Origin of the sequence: Flavobacterium glucosi, assembly GCF_048286535.1 — a bacterium.
In the GTDB taxonomy this organism is placed as follows: domain Bacteria; phylum Bacteroidota; class Bacteroidia; order Flavobacteriales; family Flavobacteriaceae; genus Flavobacterium.
Window position 1 is genome coordinate 15,074 of sequence record NZ_JBLVPK010000002.1, and the last position, 23,511, is coordinate 38,584.

Sequence of the window (23,511 nt, forward strand, 5' to 3'; positions counted from 1 at the left end):
AAAACAACCTTATTCCTTTTTTTTATGTCTTTCACTATAAACGCTCAAATAGATAAAATTGAACCGCCATTTTGGTATGCAGGAATGCAAAATCCAGAACTGCAAATTTTATTTTATGGCAAAGACATAGCGCAATATCAAGTGACTGTTTCCAATGGAATAAAAATAACCAACGTTAAAAGAACAGAAAATCCAAACTATATTTTTGTTACCATTGACACCAAAAAAGTGGCTGCATCCGATTTCGTTTTTACTTTTAAAAACAACAACAAAGAAACATTTACACAAAAATACAGCTTGCGCCAAAGAAGAGAAAACTCCGCGCAACGCAAAAGCTTTAACTCTTCGGATATGATGTATTTATTGATGCCGGATCGCTTTGCTAATGGAAACAGAAATAATGACAGTGGAGAGGCTACCAAAGAAAAATACAATAGAGAATTACCCGGCGGAAGACACGGTGGTGATATTGAAGGAATTATAAAAAATTTGGATTACATTTCTTCACTTGGCGCAACGACCATTTGGAGCACACCGCTTTGTGAGGACAACGACGCTGCTTTTTCGTATCACACCTACGGTCAATCTGATGTGTATAAAATAGATCCGCGTTATGGAACCAATGCTGATTATGTACGATTGGCTTCCGAAATGCACAAAAGAGACATGAAACTGGTGATGGATTATGTGACGAACCACTGGGGAATTGAACATTGGATGATGAAAGATTTACCTACAAAAGAATGGATCAATCAATTTGACACGTATACACAAACCAATCACAAAAGAACGGTTATTCATGACACTAATGCTTCAGAAATTGATAAAAAAATCGCTATAGACGGCTGGTTTGTTCCATCGATGCCCGATTTAAATTTAAAGAATCCTTTGACTTTAAAGTACCTGATTCAAAATGCGATCTGGTGGATTGAATACGCTGATTTGGATGGTTTTAGAGTAGATACCTATAATTATTCAGACCCAAAAGGAATTGCAAAATGGACCAAATCGGTAACAGATGAATACCCAAATTTTAATATTGTAGGAGAGGTATGGATGCAAAGTCAAGCGCAAATGGCCTATTGGCAAAAAGACAGTAAAATAGCTCAAATTCAAAATTACAACTCGTATTTACCAAGTGTAATGGATTTTTCATTATATGAGGCGACCACTAAAGTTTTCAATGAAGATGAAGGTACATGGGACAAAGGAATGGCGAAATTGTATGACAATTTTACGAACGATTTTCTGTATCCAAACATCAATAACATCTTGATTTTTGTCGAAAATCACGATACCAACAGGATCAATCAAACCTACGGAAACGACATTAGAAAATACAAAATGGCAATGACTTTGATGGCTACCCTCCGTGGCATTCCACAATTGTATTACGGAAGCGAAATAGGTATGGCCGGTGATAAAAACAAAGGCGACGCTGCTATTCGTCAAGATTTCCCTGGCGGTTGGGAAGGCGATCAAAATAATGCGTTTATCAAAGAAGGAAGAACTCCGGGACAAAATGAGTATTTTGATTTTACTTCTAAATTATTTAATTGGAGAAAAACTAAAGCGGCGATTCATTTTGGAAAAATGACACATTACATTCCAGAGAATAATACCTACGTTTATTTTAGATACAACACACATGAAACAATTATGGTTTTAATGAACAACAGCAACGAAACCAAAACTATAAACACGCACCGTTTCAAGGAAAACATCAAAGATTTTAAAACAGGAAAAGATGTTATTTCTGAACTTACATTTGACGTTACAAACGAAATTATAATAGAACCTAAGTCGGTTTTAATTTTAGAGTTACAGTAATTTGAACCTTGTAAGGCATTTAAGCGATTTGATAATTCCTTATATGTTTCAAAAAAAATAATGATTTAATGCTAAAAAAATGAAAAAATATTCAATCTCACTTTTACTATTAACCATGACAATAATAAGCAGTTGCTCCAGTACACAAACGGTTGCCGAGAGTACCAAAACGCCTTTCGTTTGGGAAGGAGCGAATGTTTATTTTCTAATGACGGACCGTTTTAATAATGGGGATACTTCCAATGATATAAACTTCAACAGGACCAAAACAACCGGAAAACTCCGTGGTTTTGAAGGTGGCGATATCAAAGGTATTTCTCAAAAAATTGACGAAGGCTATTTTGATAAATTAGGAATAAATGCCATTTGGTTTACACCAGTAGTGGAACAAATTCACGATGCCGTTGATGAAGGAACGGGTTTGAGTTATGCTTTTCATGGCTATTGGGCAAGAGATTGGACTAACTTAGATCCTAACTTTGGAACAAAAGAAGATTTGGCTGCATTAGTTCAAAAAGCACACGCGCATGGAATTCGAATCATTCTTGATGGCGTCATCAATCATACCGGTCCCGTAACTCCCGAAGATACCGTTTGGCCAAATGATTGGGTGCGAACAGGACCAAATTGCGATTACAAATCGTTTGAAAACACCATTGCTTGTACGCTAGTTTCTAATCTTCCGGATATAAAAACAGAAAGCAATCAAGCGGTAGCGTTACCACCTTTTTTAATCGAAAAATGGAAAAAAGAAGGGCGTTACGAACAAGAAATGAAAGAATTGGATGCGTTTTTTGCCCGTACTGGATACCCTAGAGCGCCAAAATATTACATCATCAAATGGCTGACAGATTATATTGTAGATTACGGAATTGACGGTTACCGGGGTGACACCGTAAAACACACGGATGAAACCGTTTGGGCTGATTTTAAAACCCAGTGTGATTATGCTTTTGAAACTTGGAAGAAAAACAATCCAACAAAAGTTTTAGACAATAATACTTTTTACACGATTGCCGAAGTGTACAATTATGGCATCAGCGGCGGACAAGATTTTGATTTTGGAGACAAAAAAATAAACTATTTTCAAAATGGCTTCAACAACATGATCAATTTCGAATTCAAATGGGATGCGCAAAAAGACTATGAATTTATATTTTCCAAATATTCTGATAAGCTAAACAATGACTTAAAAGGATATAGTGTTTTGAACTATTTGTCTTCACACGATGACGGCGGACCATTTGATGGGAATCGTACCAAAACTATAGAAAGCGGTACAAAATTATTACTGAGCCCCGGACTTTCTCAAGTATATTATGGTGATGAAAGTGCTCGTTCTTTAGTTATCGAAGGAACAAAAGGCGATGCTACATTACGTTCGTTTATGAATTGGGACGCTATCAAATCAAATCCTGAAACACAAAAAACACTGTTGCATTGGCAAAAATTAGGTCAGTTCAGAAGAAATCATCCTTCAATAGGTGCAGGAATTCACAAGCAAATTTCGGATCAACCGTATACTTTTTCCAGAACTTTCTCTAAAGGAGACTATTCGGATGCAGTTGTGGTTGGATTGGATTTAGCGATTGGCACCAAAGAGCTTTCTGTAGGTTCTATTTTCGCAGACGGAACATCATTAAAAGATACGTATTCTGGAAAAGAAGCAATAGTTTCCAATGGAAAAGTGACAATCGATACTGAATTTGATATTGTTTTATTAGAATTGAAAAAATAAAAGTCCTATCCCCTCCCGAAATTTCGGGACTCTCCAAAGGAAAGGGAAACCAAATCGAAAAAACAAAATTAAATATAAAAATTTACTATTTAAATCTGAACGTCTTTAGAAATGAAGGCGTTTTTTTATGTTTACCTTTACCCAAAAAACAAGAGGCAATGCTCAAAATTGGACATCGTGGCGCAAAAGGATATGAACCCGAAAATACCTTTGTTTCGTTCCAAAAAGCATTAGACATGCAAGTGGACGGCATTGAACTTGACGTGCATTTGAGTGTTGATGGCGAAATAATCGTTATCCATGACGAATCTATTGACAGAACAACCAATGGAAAAGGATTTGTAAATGCATTATCTTTGCGAGAATTGAAAGCTTTCCGAATAGATGGAAAGCATGAAATCCCAACGCTAAAGGAGGTTTTTGATTTGGTAAATCAAGATTGTTTTATCAATATTGAGCTCAAAACTTATGAAGCAACCGATAAAGTAGTTTCACTCATTGAAAAATACGTCACCAAAAAAGGATGGAAATACGACCGTTTTTTAGTTTCCAGTTTTGATTGGAATGCGCTACAACAAGTGGCGTTTTTAAATGATAAAATTCTTATTGGCGTGTTAACGGAAACCGATTTAGACTTGGCTTTGGCTTTCGCCAAATTCATTCAGGCAAAATCCATTCATCCGCATTTTCATTTATTGACAAAAGAAAACACGGCAAAAATACAGGAAAAAGGATTACAAGTTTTTCCTTGGACCATCAATGAAATAGAAGACATTCAAAAAATAAAAACCTTCAACGTAAACGGAATCATCACCGATTTCCCAAATAGAATATGAACCAGAATTTTGATATAATAATAGTAGGCGTTGTTCCAAATAAGATTATATTTTTAAACCATTAAGTGATTTAAGTCAATTAAGAAACTAGGTAAATAGTTCAGTTTATGACAAAAAAAGAAATAACGCAATTATCCTATGAAATTATTGGTTATGCCATAAAAGTTCACAAAAAACTAGGACCCGGTTTATTAGAAAAAATTTATGAAGAATGCTTAAAATATGAGCTAGAAAAAAATGGGTACAATGTTAAGCAACAATTTAATGTAGTAATCGATTACTATGATTTAGAACTAGCGCATCCATTACGATTGGATTTGTTAGTAAATGATTGTATTATTGTTGAGTTGAAAACAGTTGAAAAATTTCATCCGATTGATGAAGCAAAACTATTAACTTACATGAAACTACTTAGTATTCCTCAAGGATTGCTTATTAATTTTAACACTACCAACATAACAAAATCATGCAAACCTTTAATTAACGAATATTTTTCAAGGCTTGCTGATGACTAAACTTAAAAATCTTAACTTTCTTAATGGTTAAAATGAATCAGAATTTCGATATAATAATAGTAGGCGGTGGCGCAGCAGGTTTTTTTACAGCGATTAATATCGTAGAGAAAAATCCAAAACTGAAAGTTGCAATTTTGGAACGCGGTGCTGAAGTATTGCAAAAAGTCAGAATTTCCGGTGGCGGAAGATGCAACGTAACGCACGCTTGTTTTGAACCAAATGAATTGGTGAAATTTTATCCGCGTGGCGAAAAAGAATTACGCGGTCCTTTTCATCAGTTTTGTTCTGGTGATACGATTGAATGGTTTGAGAAACACGGCGTAGCATTAAAAATTGAAGCCGACGGACGCATGTTCCCCGTTTCGAATTCCTCACAAACGATTATTGATTGTTTCCTCAAAGCCACACAAAAACTGGGAATTGCGGTACTTACGGGACAAAGTGTACAATCTCTTTTCAAGAAAGAGAATGAATGGAAAATCGAAACCCAAACTGAAAATTATCTTGCCGAAAAGCTAATTTTAGCCACAGGCAGTAATCCTAAAGTATGGGAAATGCTGCATAATTTTGGACACGCGGTTATTAGCCCAGTTCCTTCCCTATTCACGTTCAACATTAAAGATGCAAGAATAAAAGAATTACCCGGAATTGCGGCACAAGTTACCGTAAAAGTAAAAGACACCAAACTTACTTCAACGGGACCATTATTGATCACCCATTGGGGAATGAGCGGACCTGCGATTTTGAAACTTTCCGCTTGGGGTGCCCGAATCTTGCATGACAAAAATTATCAGTTTACTATTTTTGTAAATTGGTTGAATGATACAGACATTGCCGATGTCGAGAAAAAGCTAAAAGACTTAAAACAAGAACACGCTAAAAAATCAGTTTCAAAGAAATCGCCTTTCGAATTAACCAATCGATTATGGGAAAGTTTGGTGCTCGCTTCCGGAATTGAAGTCGAGACGAAATGGGCTGATTTATCAAAAATACAATTACAAAATCTAGCCAATCAATTGACGAATGGGACTTTTCAAGTGAATGGAAAAAGCACGTTTAAAGAAGAATTTGTGACGGCAGGCGGAATTGATTTAAAACAAATTAACTTCAAAACAATGGAAAGTAAACTACACGAAAATCTTTATTTTGCTGGAGAAATCGTGAATATTGATGCCATTACGGGCGGATTCAATTTTCAGAATGCGTGGACAAGCGGATTTATTGTAGCAAATGCCGTTTAGCACACCGTTTTCAGTCTCAAATGGACTGAAACTATAAACAAAAACTATCGATTCAACCACCAAATACTTCCATTTAAAACGGCGGCAAAACTTACCCAAGCCAAATATGGAATAAACAAATAACCTGCAATTTTATTGATTTTGGCAAATTGAATGTACGTTTCAAAAATCATCAACCACAATACAATAATCTCTAGACCGGCTAACATTGGGTTGTGTAAACCAAAGAATAAATACGACCACAAAGCATTTAGTGCCAATTGTATGGCAAAGAAAACCAACGCTTTTTTTACGACTTCTTTTTCTGATTCTATTCGGTCCCAAACTAATCCAGCAGCCACCCCCATCATCACATACAGCATACTCCAAACTGGTGCAAAAATCCAATTAGGTGGATTAAAACTTGGTTTTATTAAGGTGGGATACCAAGTGGTAATGGCAGAACGGGTAACAATTCCAGAGAAATAACCAATCGCAAGACACGTGACAACAACAGCTAATATTCGGGTAATTTTATTCATTTTTATATTTTTCTAATGTGAGCAAATTTACTCAAATCTTTGTAACGATTAACCAACTAAACGAATAAACAAATAACCCAAAAAAAGTATCTTTGCGTAAATTTTTAAATCCATGGTTTCAGCAAACGATTTTATTCCATCAAAATATACGCATTCTGTTGAGGAAGGCAATTTTCAATGGAGCACGCCCAGCAATATTGCTCTTGTAAAATATTGGGGAAAAAAGGACAATCAAATTCCTGCGAATCCTTCGGTGAGTTTTACCTTGAATAATTGTAAAACGATTACTCAATTGGCTTTTGCCAAAAAAAACATTTCGACTGCGCTCAATGTGACGGGTAATAATTTTTCATTTGATTTACTTTTTGAAGGAAAACCAAAAGAAGATTTCAAGCCAAAAATTCAAAAATTTCTGGAGCGAATCGAAATCTATTTGCCGTTTTTGAAAGACTACCACTTTACGATTGACACCGAGAATACCTTTCCGCACAGTTCGGGAATTGCTTCATCCGCATCTGGAATGGCAGCTTTGGCGATGAACTTAATGAGTTTAGAAAAAGCGTTAAACCCTGAAATGACCGAAGAATATTTCTATCAAAAAGCGTCTTTATTAGCACGTTTAGGTTCCGGAAGCGCTTGCAGAAGTGTAAAAGGACAAGTTGTAGTTTGGGGAAATCATGCCAATATCTCCGGAAGTTCTGATTTATTTGGGGTAGAATTTCCAAATGCGATTCACGCTAATTTTAATAATTACCAAGATACTATTTTACTGGTTGACAAAGGTGAGAAACAAGTTTCAAGCACCATTGGTCATGAATTAATGCACAACCATCCTTTTGCCGAAAGGCGATTTGCGCAAGCACACGAAAACTTGGACCAACTGATTACCATTTTTGAAAGTGGAAATTTAGAGGAATTTATCAAAATTGTAGAAAGCGAAGCCTTGACTTTGCATGCCATGATGATGACCTCGATGCCTTATTTTATATTAATGAAACCGAACACTTTGGAAATCATAAATGCGATTTGGAAATTTAGAAATGAGACTAAAATTCCGGTTTGTTTCACATTGGATGCCGGTGCAAATGTGCATGTTTTATATCCTGAAAATGTTGCTGAATCAGTTTTACAATTTATTAAGAACGAATTAGTTGGCTATTGTCAAAATGGTCAGTACATTTGTGACGAAATTGGAAGTGGAGCTTCGTTGATTTAATTTATTTTTTTCCTATCTTTATTTTTTAAAGGGCTGCAATCATGGATATTCAATCAGAGAAATTAGAATTGATAAAAATGTTATTAGAAACTGATGACAAGACGATAATCGAGGCTATAAAAAATATTTTCAAAACACAAAAAAAAGATGTCTGGAAAGAACTATCTCCTGAACAACAAGAAGAAATTGATCTTGAAATTCTAGAGGCAAATCGCGGAGACCAAGTTGATTTATAAAAAATTATCTGCTACAATATACAATCTAATATGAAAGGACCTTTATTTTACTCAAAAATATTACTCTTTGGAGAATACGGAATCATTCGTGACTCAAAAGGGCTTTCAATCCCATATAATTTTTATAATGGCGCACTTAAGAGAGATGAGAATCCAACTGAAGAAGCCATCAAATCAAATAGTCACTTGAGACGTTTTGTAACGTATTTGGAAACTTTACAAAACGAACAATCTGGATTAGTTACTTTTGACCTAATTACGTTGAAAAACGATGTTGAAACGGGAATGTATTTTGATTCCAGTATTCCACAAGGATACGGCGTAGGCAGCAGTGGCGCACTTGTAGCCGCTATTTACGATAAATATGCACAAAATAAAATCACGGTTCTGGAGAATTTGACCCGTGAAAAATTATTGCAGTTAAAAAATATATTTTCTCAAATGGAGAGTTTTTTCCACGGGAAAAGTTCAGGTTTAGATCCGTTGAACAGTTATTTGAGCATCCCGATTCTGATTAATTCTAAAGATAATATTGAAGCAACCGGAATTCCAACTCAAAGTTTTGACGGAAAAGGCGCTGTGTTTTTATTAGATTCAGGAATTGTGGGCGAAACCGCTCCGATGGTAAATATTTTTATGGAAAACCTGAAAGACAAAGGCTTCCGTGCGATGTTAAAAAATCAATTTGTAAAATATACGGATGCTTGTGTAGAAAACTTCCTTGGCGGAGACATGAAATCATTGTTCATGAATACCAAGAAATTATCAAAAGTAGTTTTGAATAACTTCAAACCAATGATTCCGGAACAATTTCACGGAATTTGGCAGCAAGGAATTGACAGCAATGATTATTATTTAAAATTATGCGGTTCCGGTGGTGGCGGTTACATCTTAGGTTTCACTGAAGATCTAGAAAAAGCCAAAGCTTCCTTGAAAGATTATAAACTAGAAGTCGTTTATCAGTTTTAAACATCCTCTCTCCAACCCTCCTCCAAAGGAGAGAGAAGAAAATCCAAAATAGCATCCTTATTATTGGGAGCACATTCTTAAATAAATACAAATGTTAAGCAGGCATCACAAACTTCTCCTAATGAAAATTGCAAGTTTGTTCTCTGTGGTTAGAGGCTATAACATTCCTGTCATTATTTTGGCCCAATACCTTTCGGCTATATTTATTTTGGCTCCCGAAAAAAGAGCGCTTGATATTTTACTTGATTTCAATTTATTTATATTGGTTTTTGCTTCCTCGATTACAATCGCTTCCGGATATATCATTAATAATTTTTATGACAGTCGAAAAGATTTAATCAACCGTCCTAATAAGTCGATGCTGGATCGATTAGTAAGTCAAAAAACAAAACTGACCGTCTATTTTACACTCAATTTTATTGTGGCTTTAATGGCTTTGTTCGTTTCCTGGCGCGTGTTTTTATTCTTTTCAGGATACATATTTTTCATCTGGTTTTATTCCCACAAAATAAAAAAATACCCATTAATAGGAAATTTGACTGCATCACTACTGGCTGTTCTTCCCTTTTTTGCTATACTCTTGTATTTTTATACTCGGATTCCATATGAAGACATTGAAAATTACAAAAGACAGCTTGGTGTTATTTTTTCTCATGCTGCTTTTTTGTTTTTGCTGCTGTTGATTCGGGAGATGATTAAGGATTTAGAAAATCTAAAAGGTGATTTAGCTGATGATTATAAAACGATTCCTATTGTTTATGGTGAAGAGATATCAAAAAAAATCATTACTGTTTTAACAATTCTAACTATTTCTCCAGTGTACGCTTTAATCGACATTTACGATGTGGGTTACATGGATGTTTATTTTTATTCTTGTTTGATTATCCTGATTTTCTTCTTGGCTTACTTGTGGAAATCAAACACAAAAGCACAATTTTTATTACTTCACAACACTTTGAAATTCCTTATCGTAGCTGGTGTTTTTTGCATTGTATTGATTAATCCGAGTGTATTATGGCACGGAAAACGATTGTTGATGGTTTAATTTTGCCTTTTTTAAAATTATAAAAAAGAAAAAAATATTTCCCGAAATTCTCACAGATTCCCAGATTAGCTTAGCCCCGATAGTAGTGAAAATCCTTTTATTTTTTTCTTTAAAAAATAAAAGATTGAAACGATAGCGGGAAATAGCTCCAAAAAAACCAAACCATAAGACATTAATTAGCTTATTAACTAGACAGTTAGCGTATTTATAATTGACTGTTATTGATTGTCAAGTATATAAATAGTATCTTTGCACAAATTATTGGAATATTATGAATAACAAGGAAGGCAATAATAAGAAAAGTGGGCCAAGAGCAGTTAGCTCTAGACCAAGTTCAAATAAGCCAAAACCTGCCATGCAGAAGCGCGCTCAAGGGCCGAAAAAAGTTAAAGTAAATACTAAAGTTGCCGATATCGCTACTGATAAAGTAGAGAAAAAACCAAATCAAGCACCAAAGAGACCGAAAGTAAAAGACGAAATTCGTTTGAATAAATACATCTCTAATTCTGGTGCGTGCTCGCGTCGTGATGCTGATATTTATATTCAATCCGGAACGGTAAAAGTAAACGGAATTCCTGTTACCGAAATGGGATACATGGTAAAACCAGGCGATGTTGTGAATTTTGACGGTGCCACTTTGACTCCGGAGAAAAAAGTATACATCTTACTGAACAAACCTAAAAACTTTACGACTGCGATGGACGAAGGTCAGGAATATCGTAATGTATTGGAATTAGTAAAAGGTTCTACGACTGCAAAAATTGGTGCAGTTGGAAGAATGGACAAGAATACTACTGGTTTATTATTGTTCACGAATGACACGGATATGATTCGTAAATTTACGTTACCAAGTCAAAAATCATCTAAAATTTACCAAGTTTCATTAGATAAAAACTTGAAATTTGAAGATTTAGAAAAAATAAACAAAGGGTTAACTCTTGACGGACACCGCGTTTTTGTAGAAGATGTAAGTTACATTGACGGAGAAGCGAAAAGCGAAATCGGTTTGCAACTGCGATCTGCTAATGTGAAAGTGGTTCGTAATATTTTTGAACACTTCAGTTATGATGTATTGCGAATTGACAGGGTTGCTTTTGCTGGTTTGACTAAAAAGAATTTACCACGAGGAAACTGGAGATTGCTTACTGAACAAGAAATTATTAATTTGAAGAATGTTTAATATTTCATTGAAATTATAAAAATGAATCCCTTTCGCCGAGCGAAATGGGATTTTTTTAATTAAAAAATTCAATCCTAAATAAGTATGACACCCGAAAAATTACAATCAATTGCTTTTAAATGGTTTGAAACTTTCAATAATAAAGAATTAGAAAAACTATTGTCTTTGTATGACGAGGATGCAGTCCATTTTAGTCCAAAACTAAAAATATACAAGCCGGAAAGCAATGGTTTTGTTACTGGTAAAGAAGCATTACGAACATGGTGGCAAGATGCTTTTGAGCGTTTACCGAGTTTGAATTACAAAGTAAAATCGGTTACCGCAAATGGCGACCGCGTTTTTATGGAATACACAAGAACCGTTACTGGAGAAGAGGACTTGTTGGTGGCAGAAGTCTTGGACATCAGAGAAGACAAAATAATTTCTTCCCGAGTGTATCACGGATAAAACCTTTATGAAAAGCAACAAAAAACCCTACAACAAATTATTTGTGTTGTAGGGTTTTGTTTTAAAAGAAAAATAGGGTTATCCTTTTACTTTTTTAAGCGGTTCTGCTTTTTTGTCCAGACCACGTTTTCTTAACAGTGGCTCGATACTAGGTTCAGCGCCACGAAAACGTTTGTATAAAACCATTGGATCTTCAGTTCCTCCTTTTTCCAATACATTCTCCCGGAATAACCTGGCTTTTTCAGGATTAAATAAAGTAGTTGTCTTAAATGCTTCAAAAGCATCTGTGTCCAAAACTCCAGACCAGATGTAGCTGTAATAGCCAGAAGAGTATCCTCCAGAGAATATATGACTGAAATATGTACTGCGGTATCTTGGAATGATGGATTGAATTAACCCAATTTTTGTCATTGCTGCTTTTTCGAAAGCATTTGCATCAACAGTAATGTCTTTGGTTTGAGAATGGTATTCTAAATCCAATAAAGAAGCGGCAAGATATTCCGTTGTAGCAAAACCTTGGTCAAAAGTGCCCGCTTTTTTTAATTTATTCACTAGCATTTCTGGAATTACTGCTCCAGTTTTATAGTGCTTAGCATACATTTTTAACACCTCTGGTTCAGCCGCCCAATTCTCCATAATTTGAGAAGGAAGTTCCACGAAATCTCTTGGAACACTAGTTCCAGCTAAACTTTTATACGTCACATTCGACAATAATCCGTGTAAAGAATGTCCAAATTCATGAAAGAAAGTCGTCACTTCATCAAATGTCAATAGTGCCGGAGCATTTGCTGATGGTTTTGTAAAATTACAAACGATAGAAACTACCGGAGCAACACGTTTTCCATCAACCGTTTTCTGACTTCGGTACGAGGTCATCCAAGCACCGCCACGTTTTGATTCACGCGGATGAAAATCCATATACAAAACACCCAAATGTGTACCATCGTTTTCTAAAACTTCCCAAACGGTTGCATCTTCGTGGTATTTAGGAACATTAGTCAACGCTTTGAATTGTATTCCATATAATTTTTCGGTTACCTGAAAAACACCCTTTCTAACATTCTCTAAACTGAAATAGGGTTTCAACTCTTCTTCGTCTAAATCAAAACGTTCTTTTCTGATTTTCTCTGTGTAATATCTCCAGTCATACGGTTGCACAGCACCTTTTATGCCTTCTTTAACCATCATTTTCTGAATATCGGCGGCTTCCGTTTTGGCTATTTCCAAAGCTGGTTTCCACAAATCATTCAACAGCTTGTTCACATTTTCCGGTGTTTTAGCCATTGATTCTTCCAAAACGTAATTTGAATGCGATTTATAGCCTAATAATCGTGCTTTTTGTCCACGAAGATTTGCTAATTCAACTGCATTCTTCTTGTTATCAAATTCATCGTCATGATTGCCTCTAGTTTGGTACGCATTCCAAATTTGCTTGCGCAAATCTCGATTAGAACTGTATTGAAGAAATGGCATCACACTGGAATTAGAAAGCGTAAAAACCCATTTTCCTTCTTTTCCTTTTGCTTTAGCATCAACAGCAGCCGCATCAATTAATCCTTGTGACAATCCAGCTAAATCTTTTTTGGAATCAATAACTAACTCATATTTATTGGTCTCCGCCAAAATATTCTGTCCGTATTTTAAACTTGTAATCGAAAGATCTCCGTTTATTTTTCGTAATATTTCTTTATCTGCATTCGATAAATTGGCTCCACTTCTAACGAAATCTTTGTAGGTATTATCTAAAATCTTGGCTTGTTCCAGGTTCAGACCTAGCGTTTCTTTTTTGTCCCAAAGCATTTTTACTTTTGCGAATAATTTCTCGTTCAGGTAAATATTATCTCTGTGAGCAGAAAGATTTGGCGCCATTTCTTTGGCAATACTCTGAATCTCTTTATTGGTGTTTGCCGAATTCAAATTAGAAAAAACCGTATTCACATTCGACAATAATTCTCCTGCATTTTCCATGGCAAGAATCGTGTTTTCGAAAGTGGCAGGCTGCGTATTATTTGCAATAGCAATAATTTCAGCTTCATGCTTGCTGATTCCTTCTAAAATAGCGGGTTTAAAATGTTCATTTTTAATTTTGTCGAAAGGCGGCACATTAAACGGTGTGTCGTAAGCTTTAAAAAATGGATTCATAGTCGTACTTTCTTGTTTTTCTTGTGCTTCAATTGCTAGCATGTTTCCGATGACTAACAAAATAAAAAAGGATTTTTTTCTCATTTAGGTGTGATTAATTAGAAAAGTAAATTTAGCCGAAATCTATTTAAAATAAGAACCTCAGCAGCGCGTTAACTCAATTTTATGAAAAAGAGAAGACACTTTCTCAAACCAAAAACTATTCTTAGGTTAGAAATTGAAAAAAAAGCAATAAATTAGCTTAACCTATAACCAAAACTATATTATGAGAAAAACAACTATTCTTTTCCTTACTCTAACTACTTCATTATTGCTGATTAATTGTAAATCGGAAGATAAAAAAGAAAGCTTTAGCGGTTTAACAGAAAACTATTTTGACGATAAAAATGCGATGAGCCCTTTGGATGCAACGCAAAGTGGTCAAAATGAGTACAACGATCAGTTGCAATTTGAAATGACGGACAGCTACAGAAAGTCGCAAGAAGCATTTTTTGATAAATACCAAACTGCCCTAAAAACTATTGCTAAAGAAAACTTATCCGAAGAAGAAAAAAACAGTTACGAAATCATCAAATGGGAAGTTGAGATTGGCAAAGATTTACTAAAACAGCCTACGAATCTTTTGCCTGTTCATCAGTTTTGGGGAACGCATTTGACTATGGGACAATTTGCCGGAGGAACCAGCGCACAACCTTTTAAGACAGAAAAGGATTATACTAATTTTCTCAAAAGAATGGATAAATATGCTGTTTGGATAGATTCAGCAATGGTGTATATGAAAAAAGGAATGGCAAAGGGGATTGTTTTACCAAAATCGTTAACGGTAAAACTGATTCCACAATTTGCTGAAATGGCTACGCCAAATATAGAAGACAATCTATTTTACTCTTCTATAAAACTAATGCCAGCCTCTTTCCCTGATAGTATAAAAGAAGATTTAACCACAAAATACACGGCTACCATCAATGATAAATTGATTCCGCAATACAAGAAAATGGCTGATTTCTTGACCAATGAGTATCTTCCCGCTTCAAGAGCAACCAGCGGAATAGGAAGTTTGCCTTTTGGAAAAGATTTATACGCTACGTATGTAAAGCAATGGACTACTACTGATATGACTCCGGAGGCAATCCATGAATTAGGACTAAAAGAAGTAGCCCGATTGACTGCAGAAATGGAAAAGGTAAAAGCTCAAGTCGGCTTCAAGGGTACTTTATTGGAATTCTTTGAAGAGGTCAGAAATAAAAAGGAATTAAAACCTTTCACAAAACCGGAGGAAGTGATTGCTAATTTTCAAAGTATCTATACCCGAATCAAACCGAATGTAGATAAATTATTTGCGCTACAACCCAAGACGAAATTTGAAATTAGAAGAACAGAAGCCTTTCGAGAAAAAACAGCTAGTGCCGAGTACAATCAAGGAACAGCTGATGGTTCCCGTCCAGGTATTTTTTATGTACCAATACCAGATGTGGCCAATTATAATCTTTATGGAGATGAAGATTTGTTTTTACACGAAGCGATTCCAGGACATCACTTTCAAATTTCATTGCAACAAGAAAACGCCAATCTTCCTGATTTCAGAAAATTTAATTGGTTTGGTGCATACGGCGAAGGCTGGGCTTTGTATACTGAAAGTTTAGGTAAAGAACTTGGTTTGTATCAAGATCCGTATCAATATTTTGGAATGCTGGGCAATGAGATGCACCGAGCCGTTCGATTAGTAGTAGATACCGGATTACATTCCAAAGGATGGACCAGAGAGCAAGCCATCAAATATTCATTAGCAAACGAAGCCGAAAGTGAAGCCAGCATAATTCCCGAAATCGAACGCTATATGGCAATACCAGGACAAGCATTGTCGTATAAAATTGGTCAATTAAAAATCATGGAACTTCGCAAAAAAGCAGAAGCCAAGATGGGAACTAAATTTGATATTAAAAAGTTCCATGAAAAAGTATTGGAATCTGGAGTAATGCCTTTAGCATTATTGGAAAAGAAAATTAATGCGTGGATAGAAAACAAATAATTTTCAATTATTGGTATAAAAAAAGCTTCTCGATTGAGAAGCTTTTTTTGTGCGGATAATAGGACTCGAACCTACACTCCTTAACTTTAAATTTGGCATTTTCACTCAACATCTAAAAACAGTACAAAATTAGTAACAAACCTCAACAATTTCAATACTTAAAGAATTTTTTAATGACTGCCAAACAGTAGAATAAAAATGAATGAAATTGAATAAAATGTTGAAACGGTTGGGCAACGGTTGGGCAAGTTTAAAAATTGTATTATAAAAATCACTATATTTGAATTGTTCAAAATGTTCAACAGTTCAAAACTTCACAAATGGCAACCGTACAATTTAGATTAAGAAGTAAGGCAAACAAAAATGTTTCTATAAAAGTGCGCCTTTCGATCGACAGAGAAAATGTATTTGAATTAAATACGCCCTTCTCAATTAACCCCAAAGACTGGAGTAAAGTAAATCAAAGACCAATTCCGAGCAGTACTAAAAAACGCCCAACCGGAAACGATGAGTTAGCAAAGGAATTTGATAAACATCAAAAATTCAAGCAAACACTTCATGAAAATTTAGGTAAATTAGAATCTTATATTACCCGAGAACAAAACAAAGATTTAGCCAATAGTATTTTGATTGACTCTAATTGGTTAGAATCAAAAATTAATGATTGTTTCGACATCGTTGTGAAAACCGATACATGTATATTAATGAATCATACACAATCAATAATTGACAATGCAAACACCCGTAAAATAAGAACTAACGGAGGTTATAAGATTGGTTTGAGCAAGAGTACTATTAAAAACTATACTCTATTCCGGAACATCATAAAAGAATATCAAATCTTTATTAAAAAACAGATTAGGTTTACAGAAATAAGCAAACCCTTTACCGATAAATTCACTAATTGGCTGATAAATACCAAAGGTTATGGTAACAACTATGCCGGTAAACAATTAGAGATTTTAAAAACGGTTTGTATCGATGCTGAAAAACATGAGATTAAAATAAATCCTTATTCAAAAGTAATCCAACATTTTAGAGAAAGTGACAAAGACCGCTATATTCAAACTTTATCATTTGAGGAATTAGAGCAAATCAAGAACACCTATTTTACAGATATTGAACAACTTAAAGAATTTAAGGCAGTGAATCCACAATTAACAAAGAACCTTTTATTAACACCCGAAACACTAAACAACGCCCGAAATTGGATTTTAATAGGTTGTGAAATTGGGCAACGTGGCGGGGATTTAATAAAAATAAAAGATGAAAATATTAGGCGTACTGCAAAAGGTATTTACATTGATATAATACAACAGAAAACAAATAAAAGTGTAACCATTGGCGTAATTGCTCCGCACGTTATCGAAATAATAGAAAACAATTTACCCAAAGAAATACCACACCAAAAACTAAACGAATATTCAAAAGTAATTTGTAAAATGGCGGGAATTGTTGAGGTTGTTAAGGGAACAAAACTAAACACCGAAACCAACCGAAAAGAAATAGGAAAATATCCAAAGTATAAACTAATCGCCTCGCATTGTTTTAGGCGTTCCTTTTCCTCCAATTACTATAAAATAATACCAACTGCAATACTAATTGGAATTACAGGACATTCAAAAGAAAGTTTATTTTTAACCTACATAAACAAACGCGAAGACAAAGACGCGAACGCTGATTTATTCATGAAGTTTTATGAAGACTTACATAAAAACAAGAAACCCGAAATGAAAGTAATAAAAAGTGGAACTAACAATTAAAACGAATTGAAATAACAAAAACCTAAATCATACAAATCATAAACTATTCTCCGACGGTGGCGGATGCGAACAATGAATATAGACACCTTGACAGTATAAAGAATAAAGATAATATACTACAAGCAATAAACAAACGGTTTGTATTGTATAGTTAATTAATCAATTCAACAATGGCAGTTAGGCTAAATTGTGCCACTACAAAATAATTGTTATCTATATTTACAGAAATAACGGCAGTATAACACTATCTAACTAAAGCACATGAGAATTTAAAATAAATTTGAAAAGAAAAACCAAAAAAAAGACCCCCCACCCATAATAGAAAGACTTTCGTTTTAAAAAGTAACATCCGTAAAACAGTATATAACCTATACCCCCTATTTGTAAACACAAAAATTAGATTAAATAATGGCGGTGGCGGATATCAAAACTAAGTTCTAAATGCAATAAACAGGCAAATGAGAGAAAAATTAATCACAACTTTAAAAGAATACAAAGAAACATATTCTTCACGCTTAGAGAACCATAAATCAAAATATGTAGACTACGACGAATTACATTTCATAAATAATGAATTATATCTTTATCAAAACTGTTTTACTACCGCAAATATTAGTGAAAGAAGATTATTAGAATATAACGAGAATTACAACGGATATAGGAATTGTTATTTAAATGATTTTGAGTTTGACGAAATAAACAATGAAGAAACAACAGGGAAGGAAAATTATACCGTAAAAGATTTGATTAAAAACGAAAGTAAATTTCTAACAGATGGATATGATTTAGAAATTTGCAATCAACTAACCACTAGTTTTCTGAAAATAAAATCATTTTTAAAATCTAAACTGTTAGAACTTGAATCAAATGAAGGAAAGGAAATACAAAAAGATAAAACTTTGAATTGGATAGGAACACAAACAGAGTTAATAGAACTAACTAAAGCATTAATTGAAAACGGAAACATAAAAGTACAAAAGGGAGAACAAGGCAAAACAATTGAGGCGATTTCTATTTTTTTCAATTTCCCAATTAATAACCCAAACAAATTAATTGCAGACCTTAAAATCCGTAGTAATCAAAGTGAAACATTATTTCTGGATAAATTAAAAAAAACCTTGCTCGACTATATTACACGTGATAATAAAAAATAATACACGTTACTAACCCGTTACTAACCTTTTAACGGATTCAATTAGAATGAATTTTGCCATATCAATAATTAAAAACATCAGATATGGCACAAGTTCAATTTATCCAAACAACCCCTCAGGAACTACAACAACAAATTAACGAGGGCGTAAAAATTCAGTTACAGGATTTTTTAAAACACTTTACACCAACACAACCGAAAGAGTATTTATCACGTCAAGACGTTTCTAAAATGTTTGGCATTGATATTTCAACGGTTCACAATTGGTGCAAGTCTAAACGTCTAAACCCACTCGGGATTGGTTCACGCGTGTACTTTTTACGTTCCGAAGTTGAGGCAAGTCTTAAACCCCTAAACGTTTAAGATTATGAGTTCAACAGGCAACATCCCAAAACCGTCTACCCACATTTACCAAGAAATTAATGAGGGCAAATTTAAAACTACAAAACATTATCAACTTGTTGAGGTAGAAAACGGAACTCAAAAACTTACTGATTTAATTAATATCGTCGTCAATAGAGGTTTTGCAAGATCGGCCCCTCACTTTTGGTTAAAAATTAGATGTGGCAAACGATGGGAAAACTTTACAGGTCTTTTTAAAACTTCTACTCCTGGAATTTATTTTGCTGACAAAGGCCATAACAATCGAAAAGAAGATTTATTGATTGTTAAACTTTCTAATTACGAAAGAGACATGAAGGTTTACTACTTCAGGAACTATTATACAGCCAATTTAAGCGCGGTATTGAAATTAATAAACTAATACTGAAAACAAAGAAACGAGCCTTGTTCAAGGGCTCGTTTATAATTTGTTCAAAAGTTCAGTTTTCAACAGGCATTGTAAAAAACCATAACAAAGATAGTAAAAAATGGACTATGTAAATATTGAATTAAAAAATATAGATATTGAAAAATTATCGCAATCTAAAATACTAAATTTTAATTGTAGAACTTCAACAAGTACTGGCGAGGTAGATGAAAGTATTTCGACTGCAAAATATATGTTTTGCACTATCGAAATTAAAACGATAAAACCCAACGAAAAACACCCCAACGACCCCTTAAAACAATATGTTACATTTCAAGGAAGTATTCATAAAATGTGGAATGAATTAAACGGAATAAAAGCACCCAATTACAGTAAAAACAAACCTTATAAGGGATATAACGGAAATCAATTTAATATAAATAACATTCTTGATGTTAGAAGACATTTAGAAAAATTGTTTAACTGTAATTCAAAACAAATGGTATTTCATGGTGTAGAATTTGGAGTCAATACAACGCCTATATTCAATCCCAAATTATTTGTGAAAGGTTTACTTTATCATAGAAATTCAGAATTTCAATTTTCTTATTATAGAAACACCGCATTAGCGGAACACCAAAGATGGAGATTTAAAATTTATAGCAAATCATTTCAATATGAAATGGAGCAATACGTTTTGAGGATTGAACTCAAAATAGTTAAAATGGAAGATATAAATTGTCGCATTGACAATAAAGGCAAAGCAAATAAAAACTATGTAGGAATAAAAACTTTTGCAGATGTTAGAGAAAGTACCATCAAAAAAGCGAAAGAATTACTTTTAAAGAGGTTTGACGAAGTTATGTACTACGACTATACAATTAATAAAAAAACACTCTCAGGAACTAATTTAAAAAATATTGAAAATTATTCAAATCAAAATTACTGGATTAATGATTTAGAATCAAATCGCAGGGACAGACCTAAGAATAATTTAAAATCAATAATTATAAAAAATTCAGACAATTTGCACCAACAAATTAGGAATAATATTATAGAAAGGTGTGTAATAAATAACCGCCTTTCTGAAAGTAGTAAATGTGTAATAATTAACCCCTTGACTATACTGTTATCTACTACACAAAAAGGGACTAAAAAAAGGGATGTAATTTACCCTAAAAAAGAAGACACTAAAACGGCGGTTATCGGCGGATGCGGAAATACAAATCATTACCTTTTGGGAAGGAATTGACGTAAGCAATTTACCCAGTAAGGCAAATCTATTTACTAAAAATGGAGTGATAGAGGTTTGGGATGCTAAAGAGAAAACGAAAGTTGATTATTATGTCCATAAATTTGAGAAGGTAAAGACACATTTCAAATTCAACAAGGAATATGGTATTTACAGTTTTCGTCATACTGCAACAATTGACTTACTCTTTTATGAAACAAGGACCAACAAAACATGAAGCCATTTTAAAACTAATGCCTATTACTGGCCATGCAACGGAAACCGCTTTACGAAATTATTTGCGGGATGTTGATGTGATACTCCCAAAGGATTACGGTGCGGATTATACGCTAGAGTTTTAGAAAAAGATATTTATACCCAAATTGGATTTTTTAATAAGTGTCAAATTATATTTATATCCGCTATTGACTTTGTCAAAAAAAAAATATAACTTCGTCGAAGTCTAAAGCCTAACCTAGTTAAAGTATTGTGAATACTTTAACTAGGTTAGGCGCAAGAAGGCATAATATTTGAGCATTTTAAAAGAATTAAAAACAATTTTATTTCAGTGTAAAATTTAAAATTAAGGCGTAACTTTAAAAGTAATATAATTATGTTACTTTTGCACACGCTTAAAAAAAACTGTTTTTTATTTTCAGTAAACATTTAACATAATAGTTATGGAAGAAACAAAGGTAATATACGAAACGAATTATTTATTTTCAAAACCTAGTTTTTGGAGAGGCTTCGGTTCTGTGTTAAACTTACCGGGTAATTTTTATGAGTTCAACACCTCCGAAACAGAAGCAGAAGCAGACAAAAAAGCATTAACCTCAGATTGGCAAAACGTTGGTGAAGACATCCGTGACGCTCAAAAGAAATTTGTTAAGCAAAACTTTAAAAAGCTTTGCTTAAAATAATTCAATATGTCAAAAGATACCCCTAAAAAACCAATAAAAAATCCAATTGTAAAAGATAATCCAAGAAAGCAACAAAGAGCACACGAAGAGAATAGTATTACATCTGAAATTATAGAGATTGAAGAAGAACTAGAGCATTTAAATCCGGATGTGTTTAAGGGTATAAATAATCAAAAAAAAGGTGAAATTCTACAAACCATCAGAAAGGTTAGTATGATGAGTGTTACTCAAAATCATCATTCAGGACCGCTTCCATCATCTGAAACGATGGTCCAATACAACTCCGTTATTCCTAATGGAGCCGATAGAATCATGATAATGGCAGAAAAGCAGCAAGAACACCGAATGATTATTGAAAAAACGGCAATTAATTCACAATTAAGCCAAAGCAAGACTGGTCAAATATTTGGTTTTGTACTTTGTTTTTTAATAATAATTGCAAGTACTTATCTGGGAAGTACGGGACACGAGGCTATTGGTTCTATTTTAGGAAGTACTACAATTATTGCAATGGCAAGTATTTTTGTGCTTGGAAAACTAAATAAATCGAAAAAACCAAAAGAAGAAACGCCTCCTGAAGAAGAATAGACAAAAAAAATACTAGAAAGACCTATCAATTTTGATAGGTTTTTTTTGTTTAGACTCTAACTGTTGCTTCAAAATGGTTTTTCAATAACTGTATATTTTAAATCTAAAATGCTGATTCCAGCATCACTATTCATCATAAGGCAGGATTGAATAATATCATCAATTTTAAAATTTATCCAATTGAACAAGTTAATTTTCTAGGCATTTTTAATAATTATTAAAGCAAATATACCATAAGTGAGATTTCAAATATCACCAAAAGTGGGTATTGCAGTTCTTGTTTATTAATTGTTTATTTACTGATAAACAGAAAAGTACGCTTGATTAATCTAAATCTTAAAAAATGAAAAAAGGAATACTAACACTAGTTATGGTATTGTCAATACAAATAAGTTTCAGTCAGTATAGCACTTTAAATGTTAATGTGAGTAAGCCAAACCCAATGGGAGACGCATTAAATAGAATTTCACAAGATGCAGTCGCGAATAGAATGGCAAAAGCAAATGAATCTGAGGCGCAAGCCTATAGTGACGCCGTCAATAATGAGGTTCTAAAAAATAATTACTCTAAAATAACTACTGATCACCTTATTAATAATTCAAATAATTATAAATACATTGTTATTGAAAATGTTGGGGGATGGATGCCTCAAAGTAACAAAGCAACTTTGTTAGAAGCATTAATAGGTGCAAAGAAGTATATTATAGTTGATGTGGCTAAAGATTTTAATTCAAGGGGTAAAGAAATTAATAATGAAAAAAAAATACCGGAAGATTTAATAAATAATAAAGAAGTCCTTTTTCTTAATTGGATGAGAGAGGAACAAGGTGAATATAATAGAATTACATTACTATCAATTAAAAATGCCAAAGGCGAAACTGTTTATGAGTCTTTATCTAAAAATTTGGGTTTTGGCGAAATTTTAAAACCACTGATCTCAAATTATATTTACACTAAAGAACAAGCCTTATTAAAAATTGAAGATTTAAAAAAGTATTTAGAATTAGGTATAATAAATAAAGTAGAATATGATTTAAAAATTTCGGAGTTGAAACCTATTTTGTTAGGCAGTAACTAGAAATCAGAAAAAAGTAATATCCATTTAAGTAATTTCTTTTAATTTAGTTGGCAAAAGCATTGAGAGACTGTCAGAAGGTAAAAGA

The 23,511-nt window shown here is 33.7% G+C and carries 23 protein-coding genes; 21 read left to right on the forward strand and 2 right to left on the reverse strand.

Translation table 11 applies throughout. The annotated features are described in order from the left end of the window. Positions 1-24: 24 nt before the first annotated feature. The 5 genes from ACNQGD_RS03195 (at position 25) to ACNQGD_RS03215 (ending at position 6,160) form a co-directional block, all read left to right on the forward strand. A complete protein-coding gene (locus tag ACNQGD_RS03195; RefSeq protein WP_417998278.1) occupies positions 25-1,830 on the forward strand; it encodes a glycoside hydrolase family 13 protein in 1,806 nt (601 codons plus the stop codon). A 79-nt stretch (positions 1,831-1,909) separates the two neighbouring features. Further along, the gene (locus ACNQGD_RS03200) at positions 1,910-3,568 is read left to right on the forward strand and encodes an alpha-amylase family glycosyl hydrolase (RefSeq protein ID WP_417998279.1); all 1,659 of its coding nucleotides are present in this window, start codon (positions 1,910-1,912) and stop codon (positions 3,566-3,568) included. Between the two features lie 158 nt (positions 3,569-3,726). Then, positions 3,727-4,404, forward strand: coding sequence for a glycerophosphodiester phosphodiesterase (locus ACNQGD_RS03205; protein ID WP_417998280.1), 678 nt, complete (start codon positions 3,727-3,729; stop codon positions 4,402-4,404). A 107-nt stretch (positions 4,405-4,511) separates the two neighbouring features. Beyond that, positions 4,512-4,919, forward strand: a complete 408-nt coding sequence (locus tag ACNQGD_RS03210) for a GxxExxY protein (protein ID WP_417998281.1) — start codon at positions 4,512-4,514, stop codon at positions 4,917-4,919. Positions 4,920-4,951: 32 nt separating this feature from the next. Beyond that, positions 4,952-6,160, forward strand: coding sequence for a BaiN/RdsA family NAD(P)/FAD-dependent oxidoreductase (locus tag ACNQGD_RS03215; RefSeq protein WP_417998282.1), 1,209 nt, complete (start codon positions 4,952-4,954; stop codon positions 6,158-6,160). 44 nt (positions 6,161-6,204) lie between these two features. Here the strand turns inward: ACNQGD_RS03215 and ACNQGD_RS03220 are convergent, their stop codons facing one another. Further along, complete coding sequence (locus tag ACNQGD_RS03220) at positions 6,205-6,681, reverse strand: TspO/MBR family protein (protein ID WP_417998283.1); 477 nt, start codon at positions 6,679-6,681, stop codon at positions 6,205-6,207. Between the two features lie 112 nt (positions 6,682-6,793). On the opposite strand from ACNQGD_RS03220, the gene ACNQGD_RS03225 reads away from it, so the two are divergent. The 6 genes from ACNQGD_RS03225 (at position 6,794) to ACNQGD_RS03250 (ending at position 11,774) form a co-directional block, all read left to right on the forward strand. Continuing rightward, positions 6,794-7,897: a diphosphomevalonate decarboxylase gene (locus ACNQGD_RS03225; protein ID WP_417998284.1), complete on the forward strand. Its 1,104-nt coding sequence runs from the start codon at positions 6,794-6,796 to the stop codon at positions 7,895-7,897. A 41-nt stretch (positions 7,898-7,938) separates the two neighbouring features. Beyond that, positions 7,939-8,133, forward strand: a complete 195-nt coding sequence (locus ACNQGD_RS03230; protein ID WP_282713198.1) for a hypothetical protein — start codon at positions 7,939-7,941, stop codon at positions 8,131-8,133. 30 nt (positions 8,134-8,163) lie between these two features. Next, a complete protein-coding gene (locus ACNQGD_RS03235) occupies positions 8,164-9,102 on the forward strand; it encodes a mevalonate kinase family protein (protein WP_417996483.1) in 939 nt (312 codons plus the stop codon). Between the two features lie 91 nt (positions 9,103-9,193). Then, the gene (locus tag ACNQGD_RS03240; protein ID WP_417998285.1) at positions 9,194-10,147 is read left to right on the forward strand and encodes a geranylgeranylglycerol-phosphate geranylgeranyltransferase; all 954 of its coding nucleotides are present in this window, start codon (positions 9,194-9,196) and stop codon (positions 10,145-10,147) included. A 271-nt stretch (positions 10,148-10,418) separates the two neighbouring features. Further along, positions 10,419-11,327 carry a pseudouridine synthase gene (locus tag ACNQGD_RS03245; RefSeq protein WP_417994298.1) on the forward strand — a complete coding sequence of 303 codons (909 nt, stop codon included), beginning with the start codon at positions 10,419-10,421 and terminating at the stop codon, positions 11,325-11,327. An 84-nt stretch (positions 11,328-11,411) separates the two neighbouring features. Beyond that, on the forward strand, positions 11,412-11,774 hold the full coding sequence (locus ACNQGD_RS03250) for a nuclear transport factor 2 family protein (RefSeq protein ID WP_417996481.1): 363 nt from the start codon (positions 11,412-11,414) through the stop codon (positions 11,772-11,774). Between the two features lie 78 nt (positions 11,775-11,852). Here ACNQGD_RS03250 and ACNQGD_RS03255 read toward each other — a convergent pair whose 3' ends face one another. Beyond that, entirely contained in the window at positions 11,853-14,000 is a 2,148-nt protein-coding gene (locus tag ACNQGD_RS03255; RefSeq protein WP_417998286.1) for a M3 family metallopeptidase, read from the reverse strand. Between the two features lie 181 nt (positions 14,001-14,181). Here ACNQGD_RS03255 and ACNQGD_RS03260 point away from each other — a divergent pair, with 181 nt between their 5' ends. The 10 genes from ACNQGD_RS03260 (at position 14,182) to ACNQGD_RS03305 (ending at position 23,426) form a co-directional block, all read left to right on the forward strand. Continuing rightward, the gene (locus tag ACNQGD_RS03260; protein WP_417998287.1) at positions 14,182-15,945 is read left to right on the forward strand and encodes a DUF885 domain-containing protein; all 1,764 of its coding nucleotides are present in this window, start codon (positions 14,182-14,184) and stop codon (positions 15,943-15,945) included. 320 nt (positions 15,946-16,265) lie between these two features. Beyond that, positions 16,266-17,708 (forward strand): phage integrase SAM-like domain-containing protein, encoded by a 1,443-nt coding sequence (locus ACNQGD_RS03265; protein WP_417998288.1) that lies wholly within the window; start codon positions 16,266-16,268, stop codon positions 17,706-17,708. Between the two features lie 458 nt (positions 17,709-18,166). Continuing rightward, complete coding sequence (locus ACNQGD_RS03270) at positions 18,167-18,862, forward strand: RteC domain-containing protein (RefSeq protein ID WP_417998289.1); 696 nt, start codon at positions 18,167-18,169, stop codon at positions 18,860-18,862. Between the two features lie 83 nt (positions 18,863-18,945). Then, positions 18,946-19,224, forward strand: coding sequence for a helix-turn-helix domain-containing protein (locus tag ACNQGD_RS03275; protein ID WP_417998290.1), 279 nt, complete (start codon positions 18,946-18,948; stop codon positions 19,222-19,224). 4 nt (positions 19,225-19,228) lie between these two features. After that, complete coding sequence (locus tag ACNQGD_RS03280) at positions 19,229-19,624, forward strand: hypothetical protein (RefSeq protein WP_417998291.1); 396 nt, start codon at positions 19,229-19,231, stop codon at positions 19,622-19,624. 337 nt (positions 19,625-19,961) lie between these two features. Next, positions 19,962-20,861, forward strand: coding sequence for a hypothetical protein (locus ACNQGD_RS03285; RefSeq protein WP_417998292.1), 900 nt, complete (start codon positions 19,962-19,964; stop codon positions 20,859-20,861). A 143-nt stretch (positions 20,862-21,004) separates the two neighbouring features. Further along, positions 21,005-21,202, forward strand: a complete 198-nt coding sequence (locus ACNQGD_RS03290; protein WP_417998293.1) for a hypothetical protein — start codon at positions 21,005-21,007, stop codon at positions 21,200-21,202. A 318-nt stretch (positions 21,203-21,520) separates the two neighbouring features. After that, positions 21,521-21,760 (forward strand): hypothetical protein, encoded by a 240-nt coding sequence (locus tag ACNQGD_RS03295; RefSeq protein ID WP_417998294.1) that lies wholly within the window; start codon positions 21,521-21,523, stop codon positions 21,758-21,760. Between the two features lie 6 nt (positions 21,761-21,766). Further along, positions 21,767-22,348: a DUF2335 domain-containing protein gene (locus ACNQGD_RS03300; RefSeq protein ID WP_417998295.1), complete on the forward strand. Its 582-nt coding sequence runs from the start codon at positions 21,767-21,769 to the stop codon at positions 22,346-22,348. Between the two features lie 343 nt (positions 22,349-22,691). Next, the gene (locus ACNQGD_RS03305; protein ID WP_417998296.1) at positions 22,692-23,426 is read left to right on the forward strand and encodes a hypothetical protein; all 735 of its coding nucleotides are present in this window, start codon (positions 22,692-22,694) and stop codon (positions 23,424-23,426) included. Positions 23,427-23,511 lie beyond the last annotated feature (85 nt).

Coding starts and splice junctions, on each gene's coding strand:
- ACNQGD_RS03195 (WP_417998278.1), top strand. CDS start 25: ATGTCTTTCACTATAAACGCTCAAATAGATAAAATTGAACCGCCATTT.
- ACNQGD_RS03200 (WP_417998279.1), top strand. CDS start 1,910: ATGAAAAAATATTCAATCTCACTTTTACTATTAACCATGACAATAATA.
- ACNQGD_RS03205 (WP_417998280.1), top strand. CDS start 3,727: ATGCTCAAAATTGGACATCGTGGCGCAAAAGGATATGAACCCGAAAAT.
- ACNQGD_RS03210 (WP_417998281.1), top strand. CDS start 4,512: ATGACAAAAAAAGAAATAACGCAATTATCCTATGAAATTATTGGTTAT.
- ACNQGD_RS03215 (WP_417998282.1), top strand. CDS start 4,952: ATGAATCAGAATTTCGATATAATAATAGTAGGCGGTGGCGCAGCAGGT.
- ACNQGD_RS03220 (WP_417998283.1), bottom strand. CDS start 6,681: ATGAATAAAATTACCCGAATATTAGCTGTTGTTGTCACGTGTCTTGCG.
- ACNQGD_RS03225 (WP_417998284.1), top strand. CDS start 6,794: ATGGTTTCAGCAAACGATTTTATTCCATCAAAATATACGCATTCTGTT.
- ACNQGD_RS03230 (WP_282713198.1), top strand. CDS start 7,939: ATGGATATTCAATCAGAGAAATTAGAATTGATAAAAATGTTATTAGAA.
- ACNQGD_RS03235 (WP_417996483.1), top strand. CDS start 8,164: ATGAAAGGACCTTTATTTTACTCAAAAATATTACTCTTTGGAGAATAC.
- ACNQGD_RS03240 (WP_417998285.1), top strand. CDS start 9,194: ATGTTAAGCAGGCATCACAAACTTCTCCTAATGAAAATTGCAAGTTTG.
- ACNQGD_RS03245 (WP_417994298.1), top strand. CDS start 10,419: ATGAATAACAAGGAAGGCAATAATAAGAAAAGTGGGCCAAGAGCAGTT.
- ACNQGD_RS03250 (WP_417996481.1), top strand. CDS start 11,412: ATGACACCCGAAAAATTACAATCAATTGCTTTTAAATGGTTTGAAACT.
- ACNQGD_RS03255 (WP_417998286.1), bottom strand. CDS start 14,000: ATGAGAAAAAAATCCTTTTTTATTTTGTTAGTCATCGGAAACATGCTA.
- ACNQGD_RS03260 (WP_417998287.1), top strand. CDS start 14,182: ATGAGAAAAACAACTATTCTTTTCCTTACTCTAACTACTTCATTATTG.
- ACNQGD_RS03265 (WP_417998288.1), top strand. CDS start 16,266: ATGGCAACCGTACAATTTAGATTAAGAAGTAAGGCAAACAAAAATGTT.
- ACNQGD_RS03270 (WP_417998289.1), top strand. CDS start 18,167: ATGAGAGAAAAATTAATCACAACTTTAAAAGAATACAAAGAAACATAT.
- ACNQGD_RS03275 (WP_417998290.1), top strand. CDS start 18,946: ATGGCACAAGTTCAATTTATCCAAACAACCCCTCAGGAACTACAACAA.
- ACNQGD_RS03280 (WP_417998291.1), top strand. CDS start 19,229: ATGAGTTCAACAGGCAACATCCCAAAACCGTCTACCCACATTTACCAA.
- ACNQGD_RS03285 (WP_417998292.1), top strand. CDS start 19,962: ATGTGGAATGAATTAAACGGAATAAAAGCACCCAATTACAGTAAAAAC.
- ACNQGD_RS03290 (WP_417998293.1), top strand. CDS start 21,005: ATGGTATTTACAGTTTTCGTCATACTGCAACAATTGACTTACTCTTTT.
- ACNQGD_RS03295 (WP_417998294.1), top strand. CDS start 21,521: ATGGAAGAAACAAAGGTAATATACGAAACGAATTATTTATTTTCAAAA.
- ACNQGD_RS03300 (WP_417998295.1), top strand. CDS start 21,767: ATGTCAAAAGATACCCCTAAAAAACCAATAAAAAATCCAATTGTAAAA.
- ACNQGD_RS03305 (WP_417998296.1), top strand. CDS start 22,692: ATGAAAAAAGGAATACTAACACTAGTTATGGTATTGTCAATACAAATA.